The 21708-nt window shown below is 71.8% G+C and carries 17 protein-coding genes; 15 read left to right on the top strand and 2 right to left on the bottom strand.

What is annotated here, in order from left to right; all coding sequences use genetic code 11:
• Nucleotides 1-285 precede the first annotated feature (285 nt).
• Both DEI95_RS08635 and DEI95_RS08630 read right to left on the bottom strand, forming a co-directional pair.
• Complete coding sequence (locus DEI95_RS08635) at nt 286-2157, bottom strand: glycoside hydrolase family 15 protein (RefSeq protein WP_111059987.1); 1872 nt, start codon at nt 2155-2157, stop codon at nt 286-288.
• A gap of 117 nt (nt 2158-2274) precedes the next feature.
• Nucleotides 2275-3432 carry an App1 family protein gene (locus tag DEI95_RS08630; RefSeq protein ID WP_111059986.1) on the bottom strand — a complete coding sequence of 386 codons (1158 nt, stop codon included), beginning with the start codon at nt 3430-3432 and terminating at the stop codon, nt 2275-2277.
• Between the two features lie 141 nt (nt 3433-3573).
• Here DEI95_RS08630 and DEI95_RS08625 point away from each other — a divergent pair, with 141 nt between their 5' ends.
• The 15 genes from DEI95_RS08625 to holA all read left to right on the top strand — a co-directional run bounded on the left by DEI95_RS08625 (nt 3574) and on the right by holA (nt 21542).
• A complete protein-coding gene (locus tag DEI95_RS08625) occupies nt 3574-4221 on the top strand; it encodes a TetR/AcrR family transcriptional regulator (RefSeq protein WP_181419594.1) in 648 nt (215 codons plus the stop codon).
• 199 nt (nt 4222-4420) lie between these two features.
• On the top strand, nt 4421-5329 hold the full coding sequence (locus DEI95_RS08620; protein ID WP_110889623.1) for an ABC transporter ATP-binding protein: 909 nt from the start codon (nt 4421-4423) through the stop codon (nt 5327-5329).
• The gene (locus tag DEI95_RS08615; RefSeq protein WP_110889624.1) at nt 5326-6042 is read left to right on the top strand and encodes an ABC transporter permease; all 717 of its coding nucleotides are present in this window, start codon (nt 5326-5328) and stop codon (nt 6040-6042) included. Before DEI95_RS08620 ends, DEI95_RS08615 begins: the two co-directional genes overlap by 4 nt.
• The gene (locus DEI95_RS08610; RefSeq protein ID WP_110900113.1) at nt 6039-6767 is read left to right on the top strand and encodes an ABC transporter permease; all 729 of its coding nucleotides are present in this window, start codon (nt 6039-6041) and stop codon (nt 6765-6767) included. The genes DEI95_RS08615 and DEI95_RS08610 overlap by 4 nt, the downstream gene beginning before the upstream one ends.
• Nucleotides 6764-7687 carry an ABC transporter substrate-binding protein gene (locus DEI95_RS08605; RefSeq protein ID WP_110889625.1) on the top strand — a complete coding sequence of 308 codons (924 nt, stop codon included), beginning with the start codon at nt 6764-6766 and terminating at the stop codon, nt 7685-7687. Before DEI95_RS08610 ends, DEI95_RS08605 begins: the two co-directional genes overlap by 4 nt.
• Nucleotides 7688-8002: 315 nt before the next feature.
• Entirely contained in the window at nt 8003-9415 is a 1413-nt protein-coding gene (locus DEI95_RS08600; RefSeq protein ID WP_111059985.1) for a cytochrome ubiquinol oxidase subunit I, read from the top strand.
• Nucleotide 9416: 1 nt separating this feature from the next.
• Nucleotides 9417-10421, top strand: coding sequence for a cytochrome d ubiquinol oxidase subunit II (gene cydB / locus DEI95_RS08595; protein WP_110825300.1), 1005 nt, complete (start codon nt 9417-9419; stop codon nt 10419-10421).
• Nucleotides 10422-10434: 13 nt separating this feature from the next.
• Complete coding sequence (gene cydD, locus DEI95_RS08590; RefSeq protein WP_111059984.1) at nt 10435-12123, top strand: thiol reductant ABC exporter subunit CydD; 1689 nt, start codon at nt 10435-10437, stop codon at nt 12121-12123.
• On the top strand, nt 12120-13835 hold the full coding sequence (gene cydC / locus DEI95_RS08585; protein WP_111059983.1) for a thiol reductant ABC exporter subunit CydC: 1716 nt from the start codon (nt 12120-12122) through the stop codon (nt 13833-13835). Before cydD ends, cydC begins: the two co-directional genes overlap by 4 nt.
• 50 nt (nt 13836-13885) lie before the next feature.
• Nucleotides 13886-16441, top strand: coding sequence for a leucine--tRNA ligase (gene leuS, locus DEI95_RS08580; RefSeq protein WP_111059982.1), 2556 nt, complete (start codon nt 13886-13888; stop codon nt 16439-16441).
• Between the two features lie 10 nt (nt 16442-16451).
• Nucleotides 16452-16586: a hypothetical protein gene (locus DEI95_RS16970; protein WP_258367535.1), complete on the top strand. Its 135-nt coding sequence runs from the start codon at nt 16452-16454 to the stop codon at nt 16584-16586.
• Entirely contained in the window at nt 16583-16777 is a 195-nt protein-coding gene (locus tag DEI95_RS08575) for a hypothetical protein (RefSeq protein WP_111059981.1), read from the top strand. Before DEI95_RS16970 ends, DEI95_RS08575 begins: the two co-directional genes overlap by 4 nt.
• A 133-nt stretch (nt 16778-16910) precedes the next feature.
• The gene (locus tag DEI95_RS08570) at nt 16911-17687 is read left to right on the top strand and encodes a helix-hairpin-helix domain-containing protein (RefSeq protein ID WP_111059980.1); all 777 of its coding nucleotides are present in this window, start codon (nt 16911-16913) and stop codon (nt 17685-17687) included.
• A gap of 617 nt (nt 17688-18304) precedes the next feature.
• Nucleotides 18305-20764: a ComEC/Rec2 family competence protein gene (locus DEI95_RS08565; RefSeq protein ID WP_181436250.1), complete on the top strand. Its 2460-nt coding sequence runs from the start codon at nt 18305-18307 to the stop codon at nt 20762-20764.
• Nucleotides 20649-21542 carry a DNA polymerase III subunit delta gene (gene holA, locus DEI95_RS08560; protein WP_181436256.1) on the top strand — a complete coding sequence of 298 codons (894 nt, stop codon included), beginning with the start codon at nt 20649-20651 and terminating at the stop codon, nt 21540-21542. Before DEI95_RS08565 ends, holA begins: the two co-directional genes overlap by 116 nt.
• Nucleotides 21543-21708: the final 166 nt, after the last annotated feature.

The raw sequence follows: 21708 nt of genomic DNA, 5'->3' as shown, positions 1-21708 counted from the left end.
TCCCGTCCGTTCCGGGCACGAGCCGGGCGCTGGTTACGGAGCGGACCGCTGGTTGCCGCGCGGGCCGCCGTTGCCGGGCCGGTGGTGGGCTGGGCGTGTGCTCGTCGAGGTTCCTGGACACGCCGTGCGCGCACGGCGGGGTTCCGCAGTTCCGGAACCTGGCCGGGCAGGGTTCCGACATTGCGAAACCTCGCGGAGCCGGTCTCGACGTTGCGGAATCTCGCCGAGCGGCGTTCCGACATTGCGGAACCTCGGGGGCCGACGGCGGAGCAGCCCGCCCGCGGGTCAGGCGGTGTTCCCCGCTCGGGCGCCGGCACCGGTGACGCTCGCCGTGCCGCCGCTGTGCTGCGCCGCGCGCGTCCGGTGCCCCGCGGCCGCTCCCTGCGCCCGCGCGATCGCGTCGGCCGCCGTGACGAGGGTGAGGTGCGACAGCGCCTGCGGGGTGTTGCCGATGTGGTGCCCCGTGGCGACGTCGACCTCCTCGGAGAGCATGCCGACGTCGTTCGCGTAGCCGACGAGCACGTCCATGAGCCGCTCGGCGTCGGCCAGGCGCCCGGAACCGGCGTACTGCTCGACGAGCCAGAACGAGCAGGCGAGGAACGGGTGCTCCGTCCCGCTCAGTCCGTCGAAGCCGGAGGACGTCCGGTACCGCAGCACGAGGCCGTCGTCGCCGACGCGCAGGTCCTCCTCGATCGCCGCGACGGTCCCGAGCATCCGCGGGTCGTCCGGCCGGCAGTACCCGATCTGCGGCAGGACGAGCAGGCTGGCGTCGACCTCGTCGGTGTCGTAGTGCTGCCGGTAGGAGCCACGCTCGGCGTTCCAGCCGTGCTCCTCGATCTCGGCGCGCACCTGGTCGCGCAGGGACCGCCACCGTTCGACCGGTCCCTCGAGCCCGAACTCCTCGCAGGCGGCGACCCCGCGGTCGAAGGCGGCCCAGATCATCGCCCGCGAGTGTGTGAAGTGCCGCCGCGGCCCACGCATCTCCCAGATCCCGTTGTCCGCGTCCTGCCAGTGCTCCTCGACGTGCGCGAGCAGGGCGCGTTGCAGCGACCACGAGGCCCCGCTCTCCTCGACGCCGAGCTCCCGGGCGTCGTGCAGCGCCGACAGCACCTCGCCGAACACGTCGCCCTGGTACTGCGTGTACGCGCCGTTGCCGACGCGGACCGGCGTCGAGTCGGCGTAGCCGGTCAGGTGTTCCAGGGTCCGTTCCGGCAGCTCGCGTTCGCCGGCGATGCCGTACATGATCTGCACGTCGTCCGGGTCCCCGGCGATCGCACGGAGCAACCACCTGCGCCAGTCGGCGGCTTCGTCGCGGTACCCGTGGGCGATGAGGGACGCGAGCGCCATGGACGCGTCGCGGAGCCACACGAAGCGGTAGTCCCAGTTGCGTTCGCCGCCGGGGTCCTCCGGGAGGCTCGTGGTCGCGGCCGCCACGACGCCGCCGGTCTCGGCGTGGGTCATCGCCCGCAGGTACATGAGCGAACTCCGGACGGCGGGCGCGTACGTGCCCTCGGCCCGCGTCCGGGACGTCCAGTCGTGCCACCAGTCGCGGGTCCGGTGGAGTGCATCGTCGACGTCGAACGGCTCCGGGGGTTCGCGGTGCGACGGGAACCAGGTGAGCGTGGTGTCGAGGACGTCACCGTCGTGGATGGTCGTCGTCACGACGTGCCGGTGGTCGTCCGCGCGGAACCGGGGTCCGCGGACGACGACGGCGTCCGGGCCGGCCGTGGCGACGAGCACGGGCTCGTCGTCGTCCCCGACCTGGCGGATCCAGGGGAGGACGTCGCCGTAGCCGAACCGGATGCGGAGCACCTGTCGCACCTCGACGGAGCCGGTGAGGCCGCGCACCCGCCGGACGATCGAGGCGCGGTGCTCGTCGACCGGCATGAAGTCGGTGACCTCGACGACGCCGGTCGGGGTCGTCCACACCGTCGACAACACGAGGGAGTCGCCGTCGTGTCGGCGGACGGGGGTCGCGGTGCCGTCGGTCGGGCGGAGCGACCACTGCCCGTCGTGCTCGTCGCCGAGCAGCGCGGCGAAGGTGGAGGCACTGTCGAACCGGGGTAGGCACGCCCAGTCGACGTCACCGTCCCGCGTCACGAGAGCAGCGGTGTGGCAGTCCCCGATGAGGGCGTGGTCCTCGATGCGCTGAGCCATGTCCTCGATCGAACCACCCGGTCCCCGTGGGCACCTGCGCTGAGGGTGCGTTCAGATCACACCCGGCATGACTTCGGGCGAAGCGGCGCGGTCCGGACGAGCAGGGCGGGCGGTCGGTCAGTCGACGTCGGCGATCCCGACCCGGCCGAGCTCCGTCCAGAGCCCGGCACCGTCGGGTGCGTAGACCCAGGGCTTCGTCGAGTCCCTCGTCCGCTCCTGCGCCCGGGAACGGCCACCGGCGAGGACGGCCTCGCTCGTGGAGAGCTGCCGGATGGCGACCGCGGCGACGTTGTCGGGGTGCTCGCGGACGAACTCGCCGTACAGGTGCTCGTCGTGCTGGCCGTCGTCGCCGACGAGGAGCCACTGCACGTCCGGGAAGTCCCGGGCGAGGCGCCGCAGGTTGTCCTGCTTGTGCTGCTGCCCGCTGCGGAAGAAGCGGTCGTGCGTCGGGCCCCAGTCGGTGAGCAGGAGCGTGCCGGACGGGTACATGTTGCGGGAGAGGAACCGCCCGAGGGTGGGCGCGACGTTCCAGGCACCGGTGGACAGGTAGACCGTCGGCGCGCCCGGGTGCTGCGCGAGGACGCGTTCGTAGAGGACCGACATGCCGGGCACCGGACGGCGGGCGTGCTCGGTCAGCACGAAGGAGTTCCACGCCGCCAGCATCGGACGGGGGAGGCTCGTGACCATCACGGTGTCGTCGATGTCGGAGAGCAGGCCGAAGCGGGTGTCCGGGTGCACCACGAAGACGTCGGCGTCGACGTCGCGCATGCCGCCGGCGGACAGCCGGATCTTCTGCCAACCCGGTTCGAGGTCGATCGGGACGATCGTGTCGACCACGCCGCCGCGGTCGCTCGTCACGGTGTGCGTCGAGCCCCCCGCAGTGATCGTGACCTCGGCGTGGTCGACGGCGACGCTCGTGAAGCTGCGCCAGCCGCGGACCCCGGAGTACGACACGTCCGACGCCAGGCCGCGGCGGGTCAGGAGCACCCGGCAGAGCACGCGGACCCATCCCGGCGCGCCGTACCCCGTGTACGGGATCACGGTCGGGACCAGGCCGCGCTTCCGGGCGTGCTGCTCGCGGAACTCCTGCACGGCGTCCTCGATCCGGGCCGCGCGGTGCAGGATCGGCTCGGGGATCGCCGTCTCCCACTGCTGGATGCCCCACGGCGCCTGCTCACGACGGTCGTGTTCCCGTTCGACGGACCGGGCGTCGCGCTGCGGGGGAGTGCTGGTGTCCCGGGGCGCAGAAGGGTCCGGAGGCGTCGTCTCGGGCATCGCACCATCATCCCATGCAGGGGTGTCCAGGAGGCCCGCCAGCGTCCGACACCCCGGGAATCGCAGCCAAGACCAAGGCGGTCTCTGTCAGAGTTGCCGTCTCAGTCATTCAGCCCGCGGTCACCGCGAGAAGGAGAACACGTGCTCGTCACCGAGGTTCCGAACGCTCTGCCAGGGGGATCTTCACTGCTCAGGAACGAGCCGGTCCAGGCACGGAGCTCGGCCCGCCTCGCAGGTCTGCTCGACGCCGCCGCGGCGGTGATCGACGAGATCGGGTTCGAGCGCCTGACGACCGCCATGGTCGCCGAACGTGCCGGAGCGTCCATCGGCACGGTCTACCGGTACTTCCCGGATCGGATCGCCGTCGTCGAGGCGCTCGCGATCCGCTGCACCCAGCGCCTCGCCGCTCGGTTCGTCGAGACGCTCGACGCGTCCGGCGCCACCACCTGGCAGGAGGGCTGCGACGCCCTCATCGAGATGACCGCCGAGATGTACCGCACCGAGCCCGGCTTCCGGGCGATCCGCTTCGCCGACATCGACACCACCTCCGGGGACGAGGACGCCGACCGGCTGGCGGCCCTGGGCGGTGCCGTCGGCGTCGTCATGCGGGAGCGCTTCGACCTGCCGCAGTCGGAGGCGCTGAGCCGCGCCTGGGTCGTGCTCGCCGAGTCGGCGCACGCCGTCCTGGCCCGTGCGCACGTCGACCGCGAGAACCCGGACCACGCGCTCATCGACGCGTACCGCGCGATGAGCCGGCCCTACCTGGAGTCGGTGATCCGAGCCTCCTGACCGGTCGTTCGCCGGACCGAACCGCGACGCCCGTCCCTCCGAACACGAGGGGCGGGCGTCCGTGCGTCCGGACCTGTCCGGACTGCGCGGGAACCGCACCGATGTCCGCCAGGCGTCATGCGCCGACACGACCGGACCGGTATGGGCCCGGACCTGTACTGTCTCCGGAGTCGGGCTACCTCCACCAAGAAGGGCACCCATGATCGAGTTCCGCTCGGTGCGCAAGACCTACCCGGACGGCACGACCGCCGTCGAGTCGTTCGACCTCGTGATCCCCTCGCGGACCACGACGGTGTTCGTCGGATCGAGTGGATGCGGCAAGACCACGCTGCTCCGGATGATCAACCGGATGATCGACCCCACGGCGGGTTCCGTCCAGATCGACGGCGAGGACATCGCCGGCGTCGACCCCGTGCAGCTCCGCCGCCGGATCGGCTACGTCATGCAGAACGCCGGCCTGCTGCCGCACCGGAAGGTCGCGGACAACATCGCCACGGTGCCGGTGCTGACCGGGGTCCCGAAGGCGGACGCGCGGGCGCGTGCCCTCGAGCTCATGGACACCGTCGGCCTCGACCGCTCCCTCGCGGACCGGTACCCCTCCCAGCTCTCCGGCGGCCAGCAGCAGCGGGTCGGTGTGGCCCGCGGGCTCGCCGTCGACCCGAACATCCTCCTGATGGACGAACCGTTCGGTGCCGTCGACCCCCTCGTGCGCAACGACCTGCAGGACGAGCTGATCCGGCTCCAGCGCGAGCTCGGCAAGACCGTCGTCTTCGTGACGCACGACATCGACGAGGCGTTCAAGCTCGGCGACCAGGTCGTCATCCTCAAGAAGGGCGGCGAGATCGCCCAGCTCGGCACCCCGGCGGAGATCCTGTCCGCGCCGGCCGACGACTTCGTCGCGAACTTCATCGGAGCCGGGCGGGGGCGCCGCGCGCTCCGGGTCGAACAGACCCCGACCGGTCCGATCGTCGTCGACGGGGACGGCCGCGCCGCCGGCGTCCTGACCGGTCCCACAGGCGTCGTCGACGCCGCTGCCGCTGTCCGCTCCGAGGCCGGGACGCCCGCACGCGTCCCGGGTGCTGCGGCGCAGGGTGGGAGCACCCGGTGAAGTGGGTGCTGTCGAACCTCGACACGATCGGGGACGACACGCTGGCGCACCTGGCCGTCGCCCTGCCGCCGATCGTCATCGCGTTCCTGGTGTCGATCCCGATCGGGTGGCTGGTCGTCCGACTCCGTCGTCCCGGCGCCGCGCGACTCAGCAGCGGGTTCGGCGGCGGCATCGTCACCGTCGCCGGGCTGCTCTACGCCGTACCGTCACTCCCGCTCTTCATCGCGCTGCCCGGCATCATTGGCACCGGGCTGCAGGACCCCGTCAACGTCGTCGTCGGGTTGACGCTGTACGGCCTCGCGCTCATGGTGCGGTCGACCGTGGACGGGCTCGGGTCGGTCGACCCGGCAACCACGTCGGCGGCGACGGCGATGGGCTACTCCGGCGTGCAGCGCTTCTTCCGCGTCGACCTGCCGCTCGCCGGTCCGGTCCTGCTCGCCGGTCTCCGGGTCGTGTCGGTGTCGACCATCTCGCTCACCACGGTCGGCGCGGTGCTCGGCATCCGGAGTCTCGGGTCGCTGTTCACCGACGGCATCGGGCGGAACATCCCGGAGGAGATCGTGGCGGGCATCGTCATGGTCCTCGTCCTCGCGTTCGCGATCGACGGGCTGCTCGTGCTGATCGGCCGGATGGTGATGCCGTGGACGCGCGCGTCGACCGGGTCGGAGCGGGCCGCGCGGCGCGTGCTGCAGACCGCGGAGGTGTCCTCGTGATCATCGGACAGGCCTTCGCGTGGGTGCTCGACCCCGCCAACTACCCGGGCCCGAACGGCATCCCGGTCCGGCTGTGGGAGCACGTCTGGATCTCTCTGGTCGCCGTCGTCATCGCCGCGGTGATCGCCGTGCCGATCGGGTACCTCATCGGCCACACCGGCAGGGCGCGCGGCGTCGCGATCGCGCTCTCCGGCGGCGTCCGCGCGCTGCCGACCCTCGGCGTGCTGACACTGTTCGGCCTCCTGCTCGGCGTGAACCTGCAGGCGCCGCTGCTCGCGCTCGTCATCCTGGCGATCCCGTCGGTGCTCGCCGGTGCCTACGCCGGGATCGAGTCCGTCGACCCGGTCACCGTCGACGCGGCACGCGCACAGGGCATGACCGGGTGGCAGATCCTGACCAAGGTCGAGATCCCCCTCGGGCTCCCACTGCTCGTCGGCGGCATCCGTGCCGCCGTGCTGCAGGTCGTCGCGACCGCCACCCTCGCCGCGTACGTCGGATCCGGTGGCCTCGGCGGCTACGTGTTCCTCGGGCTCAAGACCCAGGACTACGCCATGATGCTCGGCGCCTCCGTCCTCGTGATCGTCCTGGCGATCGCGTTCGAAGTCGTCTTCGCCGTGCTCCAGCGGGCGGTGGTGCCCGCGGGCGTCGCCGAGCGCGGGTCACGACGACGCTCGGGATCGCGTGAGCGGCCCCGCAAACCCATCCCGGAAGGAACCCCCTCGTGATCACAGCACCCAAGCTCCGCGCCGGCCTCGCCGCAGCGGTCGCCCTGGGCGCGGCAGCGGCACTCGCCGGCTGCTCGTCCAGCAGCCCGCTCGACAGCGGCTCCAGCGCCCCGTCCGACTCGAAGACCATCGTCGTCGGGTCGCAGGCCTACTACTCGAACGAGATCATCGCCGAGCTCTACGCGCAGGTCCTCGAGAAGGACGGCTTCACGGTCGAGCGCAACTACCAGATCGGTCAGCGCGAGGTCTACCTTCCCCAGCTGCAGAAGGGCGCGGTCGACGTGATGCCGGAGTACAGCGGCAACCTGCTGCAGTACTACGACAAGGACTCGACCGCGAAGAGCGAGTCGGACATCGCCGACGAGCTCGAGTCGGCGCTGCCGAAGGGCATCCGTGCCCTGGACGCCGCCGAGGCCACCGACCAGGACAGCTACACCGTGACGAAGGAGTTCTCCGAGGAGAACGACGTGACGAGCCTGGCCGACCTGAAGAACGTGAAGGAGAAGCTGACCGTCGGGGCGAACTCCGAGAACCAGACGCGGCCGTACGGCCCGAAGGGCCTCAAGTCCGTGTACGGCGTCGACGTCGAGTCGAAGGCGATCGAGGACTCGGGCGGCGCGCTCACGGTCAAGGCGCTCAAGGACGGCACCGTCCAGCTCGCCGACATCTACACCGCGGACCCGAGCATCAAGGCGAACGGCTTCGTCACGCTGAAGGACCCGGAGAACCTCATCGTGCCGCAGAACGTCACGCCGGTCGTGTCCGACAAGGTCGACGAGAAGGCCGCCGACGCGATCGACGAGGTCAGCGAGGTCCTGACGACCGAAGCGCTCATCGACCTGAACACGAAGAGCACGGTCGACAAGGAGAAGTCCGCGGACATCGCCAAGGAGTTCCTGACGGAGAAGGGTCTCCTCTAGGAGGCGGATCCTCGTTCTCGAAGACAGGCGTCGGGCCTCCAGCCCGGCGCCTGTCGCCGTTCCCGGGAGGGGTGTCGACGGGCACAGCTGTTCCGCACGGATGTGCCCCCGGAGTGACATGTGTTCCGCACGGTTGTGCCGTGCAGGAGCCGTGCACGTATGTGCAGGAGGGGTCTCTACAACTTGTCGAAGTGGGGCGTCCAGCAGTACCGTCGAAGGGTCCCGACGACGTGACGGCAACGAGCAGAACCCCTTCCACAGGAAGCATCTCAACGTGCACGAACAGCGCGCGGCGATCCCGACGGGCCCGGCCGCATGAACGACCTCCTCGATCCGCTCCTCCTGTCGCGGTGGCAGTTCGGTCTGACGACGATCTACCACTTCCTCTTCGTCCCGCTGACGATCGGCATGGCGGTCGTCGTCGCGGTGTTCCAGACGGCCTGGGTCCGCACCGGTCGCGCGCACTACCTGCAGCTGACCCGCTTCTTCGGGCGCATCTTCCTCATCAACTTCGCGATGGGTGTCGTCACCGGCATCGTGCAGGAGTTCCAGTTCGGGATGAACTGGTCGGACTACTCGCGGTTCGTCGGCGACGTCTTCGGTGCCCCGCTCGCGCTCGAGGGCATCCTGGCGTTCTTCTTCGAGGCGGCCTTCATCGGCGTCTGGATCTTCGGCTGGGACCGCCTGCCGAAGAAGCTCCACCTGGCGAGCATCTGGTGCGTCAGCGCGGGCACGATCATGTCGGCGTACTTCATCATCGCCGCCAACGCCTTCATGCAGCACCCGGTCGGGTACGCGCTGAACGAGGCCAAGGGCCGAGCGGAGCTCACCGACATCTGGGCCGTCCTCGGCAACAAGGTCGCCCTCGCCGCGTTCCCGCACACCGTCTTCGCGTGCTTCATGGTCGCGGCCGGCGTGATCATCTCGGTCGCCGCGTTCCACCTCTCGCGCAACCAGAACCTCGAGACGATGATGCCGGCGCTCAAGTTCGGGCTGTGGACGATGGTCGCGGCCGGGGCGCTCACCGTCCTCACCGGGGATCAGCTCGGCCTGACCATGGTCGAGACGCAGCCGATGAAGATGGCCGCGGCCGAGGCACTCTACGGCACCGCGACCGGCAAGGACGCCTCGTTCTCGGTCTTCACCCTCGGCACCCCCGACGGTGTCCGCGAGCTGTTCTCGATCCGCATCCCGTACCTGCTCTCCTTCCTGTCGACCCACACGTTCACCGGCACGGTCGAGGGCATCAACGACCTGCAGGCGCAGTACACGCAGGTGTACGGCCCCGGGGACTACAAGCCGGTCATCTGGGTGACCTACTGGTCCTTCCGCTGGATGATCGCCCTCGGCGTCGGCGCCGTGATGGTGTCGCTCGCCGGGCTGTGGCTCACCCGCAAGGGCCGCTTCCCGCAGCAGCGCTGGATCTGGCGCATCGCGATCTGGGCGGTCCCGCTGCCGATGGCCGCGATGATCGTCGGCTGGGTCTTCACCGAGATGGGCCGCCAGCCGTGGCTCGTGTTCGGACTGCTGAAGACCGCCGACGGCGTCTCCCCGAACGTGACCGGCCTCGAGGTGCTCATCTCGCTCGTCGTGTTCACGCTCATCTACGGATCCCTCGCGGTGGTCGAGTTCCGACTCATCAAGAAGGTCGCCCAGGAGGGCCCGGCCGCTCCGGCCGCGGTCGACGAGGAGACCGGCGAGGTCGAGCACGAAGTGACGGTGTACTGAGATGGACCTGCCTGTTCTCTGGTTCGCGATCGTCGGACTGTTCTTCGTCGGGTACTTCGTGCTCGACGGGTTCGACTTCGGTGTCGGGATGTCCCTGCCGTTCCTCGGCAAGGACGACACCGACCGACGCGTGCTCATCAACACCATCGGCCCCGTCTGGGACCTCAACGAGACCTGGGTCATCGTCGCCGGAGCGTGCCTGTTCGCGGCGTTCCCGGAGTGGTACGCGACGATGTTCTCCGGCTTCTACCTGGCGCTGCTGCTCATCCTGGCCGCGCTCATCGCCCGCGGGGTGTCGTTCGAGTACCGCCACCAGGACAAGCGCCTCGAGTGGAAGCGCCGCTTCGACCTCATGATCATCGTCGGCAGCGCGGTGCCGTCGTTCCTGTGGGGCGTCGCGTTCGGCAACGTCGTGCGGGGGATCCCGATGGACGCTGGGCACGACTACACCGGCACCCTGTTCGACCTGCTCAACCCCTTCGCCCTGCTCACCGGCGTGACGACGCTCCTGGTGTTCTTCACGCACGGCGTCGTCTTCGTCGCGCTGAAGACCGAGGGGGAGATGCGTGAGCGGGCCATCCGGCTGGCGAAGCGCTCCGGTGTCCTCACCATCGCGGTGGCCGCCGCGTTCCTCGTCACGATGGCGTCCGTCCGCGCCACCCCGGCGTCGCTCGTGCTGTCCGCCGTCGCCGCGGTCGCGCTGGTGGTCGCGGTCCTCTGCGCCGCCCGCGGGCGGGAGGGGCGAGCGTTCACGCTCATGGCCGTCACGATCGGCGCGGTCGTCCTGGCCATGTTCACCGCCGTGTTCCCCGACGTCATGCCGGCGTCGAACGACCCGGCGAACAGCCTCACCGTCGCGAACGCCTCCTCCGGCGACTACACGTTGACCGTGATGAGCTGGGTCGCGGTGGTGTTCCTGCCGCTCGTGCTCGCGTACCAGGCGTGGACGTACTGGGTCTTCCGCAAGCGGGTCTCGCGCGCGACCGTCGCGCAGGCCGCGCACTGACCAGGAGGCCCGGATGAAGCCGCTCGACCCCCGTCTGCTCCGGCTGTCCCGGACCGCGCGCGGGTTCGTCCTCGCCGCCGCCGGGACGGGCGTGGTGCGGACGACCGCCACCATCGGGATCGCCTGGGGCATCGCCGCGGCGGTGACCCAGGTCGTCGACGCGGTCCGGGACGGGCAGGTGCCCGGGACGTTCCCGGCCACACTCGCGCTCCTCGGCGCGGCGTTCCTGCTCCGCGCGCTCGCGGCATGGGCCACCGACGACCTGGCGGCGCGCGCGGGGGCCCGCGTGAAGAGCGAACTCCGCGCCGCCGTGCTCCGGCGCGCGGCCGACCGGGGCCCCGGGTGGCTCGCCGGTCGGTCGAGCGCCGGGTTCGCCACGACGCTCGGTCCGGGTCTCGACGCCCTCGACGCGTACTTCGGCCGCTACCTGCCGCAGCTCGCGCTCACGGCGGTCGCGACCCCGGTCCTCGTGGTCGCGATCGCGCTCGGGGACCTGACGAGCGCCGTCGTCATCGTGTGCGCGATGCCGGTCATCCCGGTCTTCATGGTCCTCATCGGTCTGGCCACGCAGACACTGCAGCGCCGTCAGGCGGACGCGCTCGCCCGACTCGGCGGGGCGTTCACGGAGGCGGTCGAGGGCCTGGCGACCCTCAAGGTGTTCGGACGGGCCCGGCGGCAGGTCGGTCGGATCGACCGGGTCACCGACGAGTACCGCCGCGGCACCCTGGGCGTGCTCCGACTGTCGTTCGTCAGCGGGTTCGCGCTCGAACTCGCCGCGAGCCTGTCCGTCGCCCTGGTCGCGGTGTCGATCGGCATCCGGCTCGTGGACGGGTCGCTCGGCCTCGGCGCGGCGATGTTCGTGCTCGTCCTCGCACCCGAGGCGTTCGCCCCGATCCGGCAGGTCGGCGCCGACTTCCACGCGGCCCAGGACGGGGTCGAGGCCTCGCAGGCCGTCCTCGACGTGCTCGCCGAGCCTCAGCACGCCGACCCGCAGCAGGCCGTCCCCGAGTCGTCGACGGTGCCCAGCCGGCCGACGGGGACCGGGGACGCCGGCGCGCTGGTCCTCAGCGGCGTGACCGTGCACCGGCCGGACGTCGTCATCGGCCCGGTCGACCTGACCGCTCCCGCCGGGACCGTGGTCGCGCTCGCCGGACCGAGCGGATCCGGCAAGTCGAGCCTCCTCGCCGCACTCCGCGGTGTGCTCCCGCACGAGGGCACGGTCGTCGTCCCCGGTCCGGCCGACGTGTCCGTGGCGGACCGGACCACCTGGGTGGACCAGCGGGCGCGGCTCGTCCGCGGCACCGTCGCCGAGAACGTGACCCTGTCCGCCGCCGGAGGCGACGCCGCACAGGTACGGAGCGCGCTCGGTGCGGTCGGGCTGGGCGTGGACCCGGGCCTGGCGGTCGGCTCCGGCGGTGCCGGACTGTCGGGCGGTGAGGCGCAACGCGTCGCCGTGGCGCGCGGGCTGTACCGGGCCGCGACCGCCAGCACGCCGCTGGTGCTCCTCGACGAGCCGACGTCGGCGCTCGATGCCGAGTCCGAGGCGCTCGTGGTCGCCGCCGTGCGGCGGCTCGCGGACGGCGGCGCGGTCGTGGTCGTCGCCAGCCACCGTCCGGCCGTCGTCGCAGCGGCCGACGTCGTCGTGTCGACCACCCCCGACGGCTCGGTCGCCGTCCGGACCGCGCAGGCGGTGTCCGCATGAGCGCGCCCGACGGCACGACCGGGACCGCCCGGGAGGCCCGTCCTCCGTCGGTCCTCCGGCTCGCGATGCCCCGTGGTCGCGGATGGGCGAAGGCGGTCGCCGCCGGCGTGCTCAGCGCGTTGTGCGCCGTCGCGCTCCTCGCCGCGAGCGGGTACCTCATCACCCGGGCCGCCGAGCACCCGCCGATCCTGTACCTCACCCTCGTCATGGTCGGCGTCCGCGCCTTCGCGCTCGGCCGCGCCGCCCTCCGGTACGTCGACCGCCTGTCCGGTCACGACGCATCGTTCCGGCAACTCGCCGTCGTGCGCACCGAGATGTACCGCAGACTCGCCTCCGTCGCGCCGGCCGGACTCGGGTCGTCCGGTCGCGGCGACCTCCTGACACGGCTGGTCACCGACACCGACCGCCTGCAGGACCTGCCCATCCGGGTGGTCGGCCCGCTCGTCTCGGCCGGGGTCACGGCTCTGCTCTCCGTGGTCGCGGTCGCGTTCGTGTCCCCGCCGGCCGCCCTCGTGCTCCTGCTGGCGCTCGGCGTCACCGCGCTCGTCGGCACGGTCGTCACGAGCGTCGTCGCGACCCGGTCGGACCGGGAGACCGCTGCGGACCGCGGGCACGTCGCCGACCTCGTGCTCGACACCGTGCGGACGCTCGACGTCTTCACCGCGTACGGCACCCTCGAGGAACGGCTCGCGCACATCGCGCGGCTGGACGACCGCGTCACGCGTGCCGTCCGTCGCCGCGGGGCGGTGGAGTCCCTCGTCGGCGCGCTCGTCGGGCTCGTCGGCGGTGCCGCCGTCCTCGGTGTCCTCGCCGTCGGTGCGCCCGCGGTGGTGTCGGGTGCCCTCGACGGTCCGCTCTGGGCGCTGGCGGTGTTCGTCCCGCTCGCCCTGTTCGAGGTCGTCGGCGTCGTGCCGCTGGCGGTCCTGACCCTGCGCCGGGTGCGCGCGGCCGCGGAGCGTGTCGAGCAGGTCGTGCCCGCCGAGCTGCCCGCAGGCCTGGTACCGGAGCCGGACGCCGCGGCCCCCGCCGAGGAACTCGCCGCGCCCGCGACCGTGGCCGTCCGCGTGCGGGACCTCTCCGTCCGGTGGCCCGGTACCGCGGCACCTGCGGTGGACGGGGTGTCGTTCGACCTCGAGCCCGGCGAGGTCGTCGTGCTGCGCGGGCCGAGCGGGTCGGGCAAGTCGTCCCTCGTCGACGCACTCGTCCGCTTCGTCGAGCACACGGGCAGCTACACGCTGGACGGCGTGGAGGCGCGGACGCTGCACCCCGACGCCGTCCGCGCCCGGGTGGGGCTCATCGAGCAGGACCCGTTCGTGTTCGACCAGTCGGTCCGCCAGAACCTGCTGTTCGCCAGGGACAGTGCGACGGACGCGGACCTGCTCGCGGTGCTCGACCGCGTCGGTCTCGGCGAGTGGGTGGCCCGACGCGGTGGACTCGACGCGGGCGTGGGGGAGCGCGGGACGCTCGTGTCCGGCGGGCAGGCCCACCGACTGGCGCTAGCGCGAGCGCTCCTGCACGCGTTCCCGGTCCTCGTGCTCGACGAACCGACCGCCGACATCGACCCCGACCTCGGCGACGCCGTCCTGCGCGACCTGGTGTCGGCGGCCCGCGCAGCGGGGCGCACACTCCTCGTCGTCTCCCACGTGCCGGTGCCGGCCGACCTCGTCGACCGGACCCTCCGGATGGCGGACGGACGCCTGCTCGCGGCGTGAGCCGACCGGAGGACGCAGGAGGAGCCTCCCGGCTTGTATCGTTGTGGACCGTGACCATCGAGCAGCACGTCGAGGACCCGCACACCTACGACTTCCGGCGCATCCAGGAGAAGTGGCAGGCACGGTGGGAAGAGCTCGGCCTCTTCACCGCCGACCCCGACGACAAGCGCCCGCGCAAGTACATCCTCGAGATGTTCCCGTACCCGTCCGGTGACCTGCACATGGGGCACGCCGAGAACTGGGCGCTCGGCGACTTCGTGGCGCGGTACTGGCGGCAGCAGGGCTTCAACGTGCTCCACCCCATCGGCTGGGACTCGTTCGGGCTGCCCGCCGAGAACGCGGCGATCAAGCGGGGCGTCGACCCGAAGGACTGGACCTACGCGAACATCGCGCAGCAGAAGGCCTCCTTCAAGCGCTACGCGCCGTCGTTCGACTGGTCCACCGAGATCCACACCTCGGACCCCGAGTACTACAAGTGGAACCAGTGGCTGTTCCTCAAGATGTACGAGAAGGGCCTGGCGTACCGAAAGGACAGCTGGGTCAACTGGGACCCGGTGGACCAGACCGTCCTGGCCAACGAGCAGGTCCTGCCCGACGGCACCTCGGACCGTTCCGGCGCCGTCGTCGTCAAGAAGAAGCTCACGCAGTGGTACTTCAAGATCACCGACTACGCGGACCGGCTGCTCGACGACCTGAACCAGCTCGAGGGACGGTGGCCGTCGAAGGTCATCGCGATGCAGCGCAACTGGATCGGCCGCTCGGTCGGCGCCGACGTCGACTTCGTCATCGAGGGTCGGGACGAGCCCGTCACGGTCTTCACCACCCGCCCGGACACCATCCACGGTGTGACCTTCCTGGTCGTGGCGCCCGACTCGGACCTGGCCGCGGAACTCGTCGCCGACCCGTCCGTCGACGACGCCACCCGCGCCGCCTTCCAGGAGTACCTGGTCGCCACGCAGAAGGCGTCGGACATCGACCGGCAGAACGCCGACCGCCCGAAGACCGGTGTGCCGCTCGGCCGCTCGGCGATCCACCCGCTCACCGGGGAGCGCCTGCCGCTCTGGGCTGCCGACTACGTCCTCGCCGACTACGGGCACGGAGCCGTCATGGCCGTCCCCGCGCACGACCAGCGCGACCTCGACTTCGCCCGCGCCTTCGACCTGCCCGTCAAGGTGGTCGTCGACACGAACCAGGCCGTCACCGGCGCGATCCCGGTCATCCCCGAGGGCGCGACGCTCGAGGACCTGCCGGCGCTCGACCCGGTCTCCACGGGGGAGGCACTCACCGGGCAGGGCCGGATGATCAACTCCGGACCGCTCGACGGCATGAGCAAGCAGCACGCCATCACCGCGGCGATCGGCCTGCTCGAGGAGCGCGGCACCGGACGCGCCGCCAAGACGTACCGCCTGCGTGACTGGCTCATCTCCCGCCAGCGCTTCTGGGGCACCCCGATCCCGATCATCCACGGTGAGGACGGCACCCAGTACCCGGTGCCCGAGGACCAGCTGCCCGTGGTCCTGCCGGACACCGAGGGCCTCGACCTCAAGCCGAAGGGCACGTCGCCCCTCGGTGGCGCGACCGAGTGGGTCAACGTGCCGAACCCGGTCGACGGCAGCCCCGCCCGCCGCGACCCGGACACGATGGACACCTTCGTCGACTCGTCGTGGTACTTCCTGCGCTTCCTGTCCCCGCAGGACGAGACGCAGGCGTTCGACCCGGCGCTCGTCAACAAGTGGGCCCCGGTCGACCAGTACATCGGCGGCGTCGAGCACGCGATCCTGCACCTGCTTTACGCACGCTTCGTCACGAAGGTGCTCTTCGACCTCGGCTACCTCGACTTCACCGAGCCGTTCTCGGCGCTGCTCAACCAGGGCATGGTGCTCTCCGGTGGCTCGAAGATGTCGAAGTCGAAGGGCGGCGTCTCGCTCGGCGACGAGCTCGACGCACACGGCGTCGACGCGATCCGTCTCGTGATGGGCTTCGCGGGGCCCCCCGAGGACGACATCAACTGGGAGGACGTCTCGCCGGCGGCCTCCGCACGCTTCCTGGCCCGCGCGTACCGCATCGCCGTCGACGTCACCTCGACGCCCGACGCGGTGTGGTCCACCGGGGACCGTGGTGTCCGCCAGGCCACCCACCGTTTCCTGTCCGACGCCCCGGGCCTGATGGAGTCGTTCAAGTTCAACGTCGTGATCGCGCGGCTCATGGACCTGGTGAACGTCACCCGCAAGGCGATCGACAGCGGGCCCGGTGCCGCCGACCCGGCCGTGCGCGAGGCCGCCGAGACCATCGCCCTGGGCCTCAGCGTCTTCGCGCCGTACACCGGCGAGGAGATGTGGCAGACGCTCGGCTACGACTCCCCGGTCGCGACGTTCGGGTGGCGGAAGGCCGACCCGACGCTGCTCGTGCAGGAGACCCTGACCGCGGTCGTGCAGGTCAACGGCAAGGTGCGCGACTCGTTCGAGGTGTCGAAGTCCATCGAGGCGGACGAGCTCGAGCAGCTCGCGCGTGCATCGAAGTCGGTGCAGCGGTACATCGGCGACCGCGAGATCGTGAAGGTCATCGTGCGGGCGCCGAAGCTCGTGAACATCGCGATCAAGGGGTAGCAGCCGGGGCATGCCGTACGCCAGGACTGCCGACACCGCCTCCGGTGTCGTCGCCGTCGGGGACGGCACCGAGATCGCGTGGGAGGAGTCCGGCACCGGGTTGGGTACGCGTCGCCTGCACGGGATCGGTACGATCACGACGTGACGACACAGCGCCCGTGGCCCCGTTGGTTCGCGTGGACCACGGTGGTCTCGTCGAGCCTGCTCCTGTTCGTGGCCCTCGTGAACGCCGTCCTCAACACCGCGAACATCGCCTCGTGGCTGTTGTTGCTGCTCGTGGCGCCGATGACCCTGCGCCGAGCCGTCTGGAGCCTGAAGAACCAGGACAAGCGCTGAGGCCGCAGGTCAGTCCGAGGATGCCCGTCATTGAGCGGAGGACGACCTTCCACATCTGACCGAGGGTGGGCGGTCGTCCACAGGTGCATCCTGCGTGGGCGGATCGATGAACCGGGCTCCGTAGCGTTCCGGCATGTCCCGCTTCGCGCTCCCGCCCCGTGCCGCCCTGGTGCTCGTCGGCATCGTGGTGCTGGTCGCGGTCGGCGTGGTCTGGCTGGGCGGGCGCACTGATGGCGACGGCGGCGCCGACACGGGCGTGACGGTGGTGTCCGGCGCCCCGACGGTGGCGGCGTCCGACGGCGACGGCGACGGAGGTGCCGGTGCAGGGTCGGCGGCTGCGCCGACTGGAACTGGTGCTGGTGCTGGAACTGGTGCTCGTGCCGGTGCTGGTGCCGGCAGCGTGGGTGCGGAACCGTCAGCGTCGGCCGCCGTCGCCGTCGTGTACGTGGTCGGGGCGGTGGCACATCCCGGCGTGGTCCGGTTGCATGCCGGTGACCGGGTGACCGATGCCCTCGACGCAGCCGGGGGAGCCGCGGCGGACGCCGACCTCACGCGCCTGAACCTGGCGCGCCCCGCGGTGGACGGTGAGCGGCTGTACGTCCCTCGTGCCGGCGAGACCGAGGTGCCCGCCGAGCTGCCGGCGGGCGATGGTCCCGGAGGCGCGAGCGGGGGCGGAACAGCCGGGGGAGACGGCACAGACGGGAGTGTGCCGGCGGACACGGTCGTGGACCTCAACACCGCCGATGCCATGACACTCGAGACGCTCCCCGGGATCGGTCCGGCCATGGCCCAGCGCATCCTGACGTGGCGGGAGGAGCACGGTGGGTTCCGGACCGTCGAGGACCTGCTCGAGGTCAGCGGCATCGGTGACGCGCGCTTCGCCGAGCTCCGGGACCGGGTGCGGGTGTGAGCGCGGGGACGACGGGTGCGAGTACGGACTTGACGACGGGTGCGAGTACGGGCTCCACGGGGGTCGGGTCATCTCTGTGGGCACCCCAGGGTTCCCGCTCCTGCGAAGCGGATGCACATGGTCCCGCCCCAGGAGGTACTGCCGGGTCGCACCGCGCTTCGGTCGCCGATCTCCGGCTGGCCGGTCCGGTCGCGGTGACGTGGGTCGTCGTCGCGGTGCTGGTCGGCGCTCCTCGCGTTGCCGTCTTGGTCGGTGTGGTGGCGGCAGCCGTTGCGGTGGTGGCGCTCGGGACCATCGCGCTCCGGCCCGGACGCGGACCGGCGCCGTTCGGCGAGACCGTTCGAGCTCGGCGACTGTCCGGACCGGCGGCTGGCTCCTCGGTGCGGGCGGTGGCCGCGCTGGTGCTCACGGCCGCGCTCTTCGTCGCTCTGGTGGCCGTGGCGGTCGCGGTGGGTCAGGGACGACGAGAGCCGCCGGGTGTCCGCGATGCCTCCGGACGTACCGTCCACGCGCAGGTGCTTCTCGATCGTGACCTCGCGCCCGCTGACCGGTCTGTGGTGGGGACGCTCCTGGCGGTCGGCCAGCGGGCCTCCCTGCGGGACAGCATCCGGGTCCCGGTGAGGCTCGTTCCCGCGCGCGACGATCCGCGTCGGCAGGCGCTCGCGGCCGGATCGGTCGTCGAGATCCGGGGTCACCTGGACGAGGACGAGCCCGGGGCTCCGACGGCGTTCGTCCTCTTCGTCCGCGGCGACCTCGGCACCGCCGCGCCACCGCACGGGCTGCTCGGTCGCACCGCAGTGGCCCGGTCCGCCTTCGTCGCCGTCACCGCCGACCTGCCGGAGCCCGGCGCAGCGCTGCTCCGGGGACTGGCGATCGGTGACCGCTCCGGACTCGACCCGGAGACCGAGCAGGCCATGGAGGCCACCGCCCTCACCCACCTCACCGCCGTGTCCGGGTCGAACTGTGCCGTCATCGTCGCGCTGGTGGTGCTGCTCGGACGTGCGGTCGGTGCTCCTCGTGTGGTGCGTGCCGGCTCTGCGGTCGTCGTGTTGCTCGGGTTCGTCGTGCTCGTCCGACCGGACCCGTCGATCACCCGGGCGTCCGTGATGGCGATCGTGGTGCTCCTCGTGCACCTGACCGGGCGGCCGGTGCGTGGTGTCCCGCTCATCGCACTCGCCGCGATCGGGATGCTCGTCGCCGACCCGTGGGTGGCGCGGTCACCCGCGTTCGCGCTCTCGGTGCTGGCGACCACCGGGATCGTCGTCCTCGGCCCGCCGCTGACCGATCTGTTCACGCGACGGCTCTGGCCCCCGGTGGCGGCCGCGGTCGCCGTGCCCGTCGCCGCGCAGATCGCGTGCTGGCCGGTCACCGTCGCACTGTCGCCCACCCTGCCGACGTACGCCATGCCGGTCAACCTGCTCGCCGAGGTGCTCGCGCCGGTCGCCACCGTCGTGGGGCTCGTGGCGTGCCTGCTCGCGCCGGTGTGGCCGCCAGGAGCGCAGGTGCTCGCGACGGTCGGGTGGGTCCCCGCCGCCGGCATCGGTGGGATCGCGCACCGTGCCGCGGGACTGCCGGCGGCCTCGATGCCGTGGCCGGCTGCTCCGGTCGGGGTCGTCCTCGCAGCCGCGGTCTGCATCGCGCTGGTGGTCGCGGTGCTCCGTCCGGGGCGCGTCCGCCGAGTGGCCTGCATCGGAGCGGCGATGACGGTCGTCCTCGGCATCGGTGCGGTCACCGTGCCCGACGTGCTCGTCCGCAGCACGGTGCCGACGGGCTGGACCACCGCGATGTGCGACGTCGGCCAGGGCGACGCGACCCTACTCAGGAGTGACGGGCAGACAGCGCTCGTCGACACCGGCGACGACCCCGAGCGACTCCGGGCATGCCTCACCCTGCTCGGCATCCAGCACGTCGACCTGCTCGTCCTCACGCACTTCGACCGCGACCACGTCGGGGCGGTCGACGAGGTCGCTGACCAGGTGGACACCGCCCTCGTCGGCCCGGTCGGCAGACCCGCGGACACCCGCGTCGTGTCCGAGCTCCGGTCTGCCGGCGTCGACGTCCGCCAGGCCGCAGACGGGACCGGGGGCGTCCTCGGAGACCTGCGCTGGCAGGTGATCTGGCCACCCTCGGGCGACGACCGTTCCGGGAACGCAGCGAGCATCGTCATCCGCGTCGACCCGGCACCCGGCAGACCCTGTCCGGGGTGCATGACGGCACTGTTGCTCGGAGACCTCGGAGAGGACGCGCAACGGCGCCTCCTGCGGACCGCGCCACCGGAGACCCTGTCGCCGGTGGACGTCGTCAAGGTCGCGCACCACGGATCCGCCGACCAGGACCCCGAGCTCTACCGGGCGCTCGCCGCCCGCGTCGGCCTGATCGGGGTCGGGGCGGACAACGACTACGGGCACCCGACCGCCAGGGCACTGGAGATGCTCGCGGCGGCCGTCACGATCCCGTACCGGACGGACCGGTCGGGCACCATCGTCATCCGGAGCGGCGAACACGCCGACGGGAGGCCCGGCGACGGTAGCGACGGGAGGCCCGGCGACGCGTCCGACGGGAGCGCCGGCGACGGGGCCGACACGGGAGGCAACGGCGGCCCGGCCGGCACGACGACTCCTCGCCCTCTCGAGGTGTGGACCGAACGCCACGATGACGGAGCCGACCCGGACCAGGGCGTGCCCGGCGACGGAAGCGGGCCGGCGACGCCGCGAGGTGGCCGGCGGCCCGGCTCGTCGGTTGCCGCCCGTAGGATCGGAGCGACCCCGCCCGGCCCCTGCCCGCTGTGCAGCGGCAGGGTCGGCGTCGCCACCGAGCACCACCGGAAGGACCCGCATGCCCGCCAAGAAGCCCGCGCGCGCCGCAGCGAAGATCGACCAGGTGCCGTGGTCCGCGATCCGTCCCGCACCGGTCGTCCTGGTCACCGGCGCCGAGACCTTCCTGGCCGAGCGCTCGATCGGCATGCTCCGCGACCTGCTCGTCGGCGAGGACCCGGCACTCGAGGTCCACGACCTCGAGGCCGACGAGTACGCCCCGGGCTTGCTGGCGACCCTGGCGAGCCCGTCCCTGTTCGGTGAACCACGCCTGGTGCGCGTCACGAACGTCGAGAAGTGCACAGACGCCTTCATCACCGAGAGCATCTCGTACCTGCAGGGACCCGCTGACGACGTCACCCTCGTGCTCCAACACGGTGGGGGAGTCCGGGGCAAGAAGCTGCTCGACACCATCCGCAGCGGGGTCGGTGGCGGCATCGAGGTCCAGTGCGACGAGATCAAGCGCGACACCGACCGGATCGACTTCGTCAACGCCGAGTTCCGTGCCGCCCGTCGGAAGATCGCGCCGTCGGCGGTGCGGACCCTCGTCGCGGCGTTCGCCGACGACCTCGCCGAACTCGCCGCGGCATGCCGGCAGCTCCTGGCCGACGAGGCCGACGAGATCACCGACCGCACCGTCGACAAGTACTACGGCGGACGCGTCGAGACGAACGCCTTCAAGGTGGCCGACATCGCCCTCGCCGGTCGCTCCGCCCCGGCGATCGTCGAACTACGGCACGCCCTCGCGACCGGTGAGGCACCGGTCCCGATCGTCGCCGCCTTCGCGAGCAAGATCCGCACGATGGCGAAGGTGAGTTCCTTTCGCGGTTCAAGCGGGCAGGCCGCTTCCGCCCTCGGCCTGGCGCCGTGGCAGGTGCAGCGCGCGCAGCGCGACGTCGCCGGGTGGAGCGAAGCCGGCCTCGCCAACGCGATCACGAGCATCGCGGAGGCGGACGCCGCCGTGAAGGGCGGCGCCCGCGACGCCCATTTCGCGCTCGAGCTCATGGTCCGCACCATCGCCCGGCGCGGCGAGGCCCGCTGACGGCCCCGGGCCTCCCTCCCGAGCGCCGACGCCCCGCCGTCCCGGCGCTGGAGCCGGGTCGCCCGGCCTCCGGGCGAGCCGCGGCGCCGCGGCGCCGGCCCGCTCAGCCGTGGTTCCGTTTGCCAGCGCACAACAACTTCCCGTTCGAACCGCTGATCCCCGTGGT

It is taken from the genome of Curtobacterium sp. MCBD17_008, from assembly GCF_003234475.1.
Taxonomy (GTDB): Bacteria; Actinomycetota; Actinomycetes; order Actinomycetales; family Microbacteriaceae; genus Curtobacterium.
The sequence above is the reverse complement of the archived record's forward strand: the minus strand, read 5'-3'. Positions and strand labels throughout refer to the sequence as shown.